The 3,962-nt window shown below is 75.5% G+C and carries 7 protein-coding genes; 5 read left to right on the top strand and 2 right to left on the bottom strand.

Going from position 1 to position 3,962, the window contains the following annotated elements; all coding sequences use genetic code 11:
* Nucleotides 1-121: 121 nt before the first annotated feature.
* Nucleotides 122-868: an SAM-dependent methyltransferase gene (locus DKT69_RS24865; RefSeq protein ID WP_109803924.1), complete on the bottom strand. Its 747-nt coding sequence runs from the start codon at nt 866-868 to the stop codon at nt 122-124.
* 129 nt (nt 869-997) lie between these two features.
* Here DKT69_RS24865 and DKT69_RS24860 point away from each other — a divergent pair, with 129 nt between their 5' ends.
* The 3 genes from DKT69_RS24860 (at nt 998) to DKT69_RS24850 (ending at nt 2,630) form a co-directional block, all read left to right on the top strand.
* Nucleotides 998-1,876, top strand: a complete 879-nt coding sequence (locus tag DKT69_RS24860; RefSeq protein ID WP_109803922.1) for a universal stress protein — start codon at nt 998-1,000, stop codon at nt 1,874-1,876.
* A 71-nt stretch (nt 1,877-1,947) separates the two neighbouring features.
* Nucleotides 1,948-2,157, top strand: a complete 210-nt coding sequence (locus DKT69_RS24855; RefSeq protein ID WP_109803921.1) for a phosphatidylethanolamine-binding protein — start codon at nt 1,948-1,950, stop codon at nt 2,155-2,157.
* Nucleotides 2,154-2,630: a hypothetical protein gene (locus tag DKT69_RS24850; RefSeq protein WP_109803920.1), complete on the top strand. Its 477-nt coding sequence runs from the start codon at nt 2,154-2,156 to the stop codon at nt 2,628-2,630. The genes DKT69_RS24855 and DKT69_RS24850 overlap by 4 nt, the downstream gene beginning before the upstream one ends.
* On the opposite strand, the gene DKT69_RS24845 is transcribed toward DKT69_RS24850, so the two are convergent.
* Entirely contained in the window at nt 2,627-2,833 is a 207-nt protein-coding gene (locus DKT69_RS24845; RefSeq protein ID WP_109803919.1) for a hypothetical protein, read from the bottom strand. The genes DKT69_RS24850 and DKT69_RS24845 overlap by 4 nt on opposite strands.
* A 126-nt stretch (nt 2,834-2,959) precedes the next feature.
* Here DKT69_RS24845 and DKT69_RS24840 point away from each other — a divergent pair, with 126 nt between their 5' ends.
* Together DKT69_RS24840 and DKT69_RS24835 are read left to right on the top strand one after the other, a co-directional pair.
* A complete protein-coding gene (locus tag DKT69_RS24840; RefSeq protein WP_109803918.1) occupies nt 2,960-3,613 on the top strand; it encodes a hypothetical protein in 654 nt (217 codons plus the stop codon).
* A 56-nt stretch (nt 3,614-3,669) separates the two neighbouring features.
* A partial coding sequence (locus DKT69_RS24835; protein ID WP_109803923.1) for a helix-turn-helix domain-containing protein occupies nt 3,670-3,962 on the top strand: 293 nt, incomplete at its 3' end.

Below are 3,962 nucleotides of genomic sequence, written 5' to 3'. Positions count from 1 at the left end.
TACGGAGGCGTGCCGGCATCCCCGACGCCGGTTCCGACCGGCGTGCGGCAGGGCACCCGAGCCGGCGGCGGGTCCCTCGCGGGGCCGGGTCGAGGGGCGGCGGGACGGGAGGCGGGGCCCGTCAGGCGGACGGCTTCGTGGCCACCGCGCCGTAGAAGGGGTCCGGCACCGCGGCCGGCTCGCCGTCCGGACGCCACCCGGCGACCGGCCCGACGCCATCGGCGGTGGGCTCCCAGCGGCCCAGCAGCGGACCGAACGCGGCGGGCGGGCGCATCCGGAACGCGGGGCCCATCAGCGCCAACGCCCGGGGGTACGCGGCCAGCTCCTCCCCGGCGAAGTCGACGGCCAGGAAGCTGCCCGGCGCGACCGCCTCGTAGAGCTCGTCCAGAGTCCGGGAGAGCGTCTCGTCGTCGAGGAACGCGGCCAGCCCGAGGAAGACCACCCCGACCGGCCGCCCCCCCCAGCCCGGGACGAACCGGTGCAGCTGGGCGGGATCGATCGTGCCGATGTCGGTGGCGTCGCCGAACCCGTAGCCGGCCCGGTCGCTGCCGGCGAGGATGCGTTGGCCGAGCCGGATGGTCACCGGGTCGACGTCGGTGTAGAGGACGGTCGCCTCGGGAGCGGCCTCGTGCACATTGCCCCGGGTCGGCACGCCGGCCCCGAAGACCAGGAAGCTGTCCACCCCCGCGTCGGCGATCGACCGGACCGCCCGGCCGAGGAACTCCCGCAGCGAGCGGAAGACCACCGCGCAGGGTCCGTACGCCTCCTCGAAGGCGCGGGCCGCGGCCACGTCGACCGGGAAGTGGTGCTCGCCGCCGAGCCAAAAGTCGATCATGCGGGCGGTGCTCGGCTGGTCGGGCTCGGCCATCGACGAGGCTCCCTTCCCCGGGCGGTGGTCGACAGCGTACCCACGGGGCGGCTCCGGCGGTATCGCCCCGTGGACCGGCCGCCGGCCGCGATACTGGCCGCGGGCGTCCGGCGGCCAGGAGGTGCAGCGGTGAACTCGGCGAACGGCGCGGCGGTGGTGGTCGGCGTGGACGGCTCCGAGCCGGCGCTGCGGGCCGTCCGCCTCGCCGCGGCCGAGGCGGCCCGCCGGCACCGCCCGCTGCGGGTGGTGCACGGCTTCATCTGGCCGCTGCTGCACGCTGCGATGAATCCGGTCGCCGAGGGGCCCGGCGGCGGCCTGCGGCGCCAGGCGCAGGAGCTGGTGGCTGCGGCGGTGGCCGAGGCGGAGGCGACGGCGCCGGGGGTACGGGCCTCCGGGGAGATCATCGACGGCGAGGCCTCCGCCGTGCTGGTCGGCGAGTCCCCCACCGCCGCGATGATCATGCTCGGCGACCGGGGCCTGGGCGGCTTCGCGTCGCTGGTGGTCGGCTCGGTGGCGATCCAGGTGGCCTCCTACGCGGACTGCCCGGTGCTGGTGGTCCGGGGCGAGGAGCACGCGGCCGGGCCGGTGGTGGTCGGGGTGGACGGTTCGGCGCTGTCCCGGGCCGCGGTCGAGTTCGCCGTCGAGGAGGCGGCGGTGCGCGGCGCCGGACTGCACGCGGTGCACGCCTACCCGCACCCGGTCTCCAGCGGCCCCGGCGACATGCAACCCCTGGTCTACGAGGAGAACCAGCTGCGCGGGGAGGAGACCCGGATACTCGCCGAGTCCCTCGCCGGGCTCACCGAGCGGTACCCGGAGGTCCCCGTCACCCGTGCGGTGGTGCACGGCCGGCCGGTCGCCGCGCTCACCGAGGCCAGCCGCCGGGCCCAGCTGCTGGTGGTCGGCAGCCAGGGCCGGAGCGAGCTGACCGGGCTGCTCCTCGGCTCGGTCGGCCACGCCCTGCTGCACCACGCCGCGTGCCCGGTCGCCGTGGTCCGCTCCCCCGCGTGAGCGTCGCCGGCACGAATGACCCCGACGGCGCCGGGTAGACGAGCCGGGCACGCCTACAGGAGGAGGCAGCGATGCCAGGACCACGGCCGGGCAGCAGCGCGTACGACAAGGAACGGGCGCGGCTGCGCGATCTGATCGAGCAGTCCGGGCGGGCGTCGGACCAGGAGGCGAACCAGGTCGCCAACCGGATCCTGCAGGACGACCGCGGCCAACGGGGCGTCGTACGGGGGGAACGGACGTTCGGCCCGAAGGGCGAACGCGAACCGGGCGACCCGAAGTGAGAGCTGCGCCCCTGGTCGACGGCGCGATCGCGGGTGCGGTGGGCACCGTCGCGTTGAACGTGATGGGCTACCTCGACATCGCGGCGCGGGCCCGCCCGGCGAGCAGCACCCCGGAGGAGACCGTGCGGCGGCTCGCCGAGGCCGCGCACGTCGACCTCGGGCCCGAGGACCGGGCGGCCACCCGCCGCTCGGGCCTCGGGCCCGTGCTCGGGTACGCCACCGGCATCGCCGCCGGGGCCGCCTTCGGCCTCCTCGCCGCCCGCCGACGGGTCCCGCTCCCGATCGCCGCCGGGGTGCTCGGCGGCGGCGTCATGGCCACCACGGACGGCTCCATCGCCGCGCTCGGCGTGTCCCACCCGCGTACCTGGCGACCGAAGGACTGGCTGGCTGACATCGTTCCGCACCTGGCGTACGGAATGGCGGCCGCAGCCACCTGGAAGCGGCTGCGGCCGCCGTCGCGGCACGGGCGTTAGCCCCGGGCGTCGCTCTCGTCGTCGGCCACCGGCTCACCCGCCGGGCCGTACGGCGAGACCTGACCCTTCGGGACGGGCCGCCCGACGTCCGCGTTCGACGAGCCCCGGTTCAGCGGATGCCCGGCCGAGCGGGGCCCCTTGCTGTCCTGGCTCGTGGCGCCCTTGTTGTTGCGCCGGAACTCCTCCTGCTGCGGATTGACCACGGGTCTCTCCTTCCGGTGGAGCACGCGACGTGGGCCGCGCACCTGCACGGGTTACCCGCCGCCGTCGGACGCATTCCGGGGCGCCGCCGCAGGTCTGGGCCGACGCGGTACGGGTACACCCCACGGATGCGGGACGATCGGAACATGGCGCGGGTGCTGCTGGACCGGCAGGGCCGGACGTACGCCGAGGAGGCGGGGATCCGGCTGGCCGACCGCCCGCAGCCGCTGTACCAGCTGCTGGTGCTCAGCACGCTGCTGAGCACCCGGATCCGGGCCGGGGTGGCCCTCGCCGCCGCGCGGGAGCTCTTCGCGGCCGGGTACCGGACCCCGCAGGCGATGGAGGCGGCGAGCTGGCAGGACCGGGTCGACGCGCTCGGCCGCGGCCACTACCGCCGCTACGACGAACGGACCGCCACCATGCTGGACAACGGCGCCCGGCTCTGCCTGGACCGCTGGCACGGGGACCTGCGGCGGATGCACCGGGAGGCCGACGGCGACCGGCAGGCGCTGCGCCGGCTGCTCACCGAGTTCCCCGGCATCGGCCCCACCGGGGCGGACATCTTCCTGCGCGAGGCGCAGACGGTCTGGCCGGACCTGCGCCCGTACGCCGACCGGCGGACCCTGGCCGGCGCGAAGCGGCTGGGGCTGCCGGCGAACCCGGGCGGGCTGGCCGGCCTGGTCGGCGACGCCGACTTCGGGCGGCTCGCGTCGGCGCTGGTGCGGGTGGCGCTGGGCGAGGAGTCGGCCGGCGAGGTCAGCCGGAGCGCGGCGGCGCGCTGAGGGTGTGCAAGTGTTGGCTGATTAACTAAGCGAACCTATGTGGTACGTTCTTGATCATGTCGTTGCTGCGTCTGGGTCCGGCCGCTGAGTACATCGGTGTGCATCCTGTGACGCTGCGCCGGTGGGCGGATGAGGGACGGGTGGCGGTGACGTGGGTTGGTCGGGAGCGTCGGTTCGACTCTGCGTTGCTCGATGCGTTCGTCGGACGGGGTGAGGCGGAACGGCCGCGCCGTGAGGCGTTGTATGTGCGGGTGTCGGGTACGTCTGGCCAGGAGACGTCGCTGGTGGCCCAAGAGGCGGAACTGCGGGCTACTGCTGCCGCCGAGGTCGTGGCGGTGTTCAAGGACAA

The organism is Micromonospora sicca (assembly GCF_003172935.1).
GTDB lineage: Bacteria > Actinomycetota > Actinomycetes > Mycobacteriales > Micromonosporaceae > Micromonospora > Micromonospora sicca.
The sequence above is the reverse complement of the archived record's forward strand: the minus strand, read 5'-3'. Positions and strand labels throughout refer to the sequence as shown.

What these genes read in the sequence shown, in the direction of transcription:
- DKT69_RS24855 (WP_109803921.1), top strand. Translation starts at nt 1,948, where the DNA reads ATGCCAGGACCACGGCCGGGCAGCAGCGCGTACGACAAGGAACGGGCG.
- DKT69_RS24840 (WP_109803918.1), top strand. Translation starts at nt 2,960, where the DNA reads ATGCGGGACGATCGGAACATGGCGCGGGTGCTGCTGGACCGGCAGGGC.
- DKT69_RS24865 (WP_109803924.1), bottom strand. Translation starts at nt 868, where the DNA reads ATGGCCGAGCCCGACCAGCCGAGCACCGCCCGCATGATCGACTTTTGG.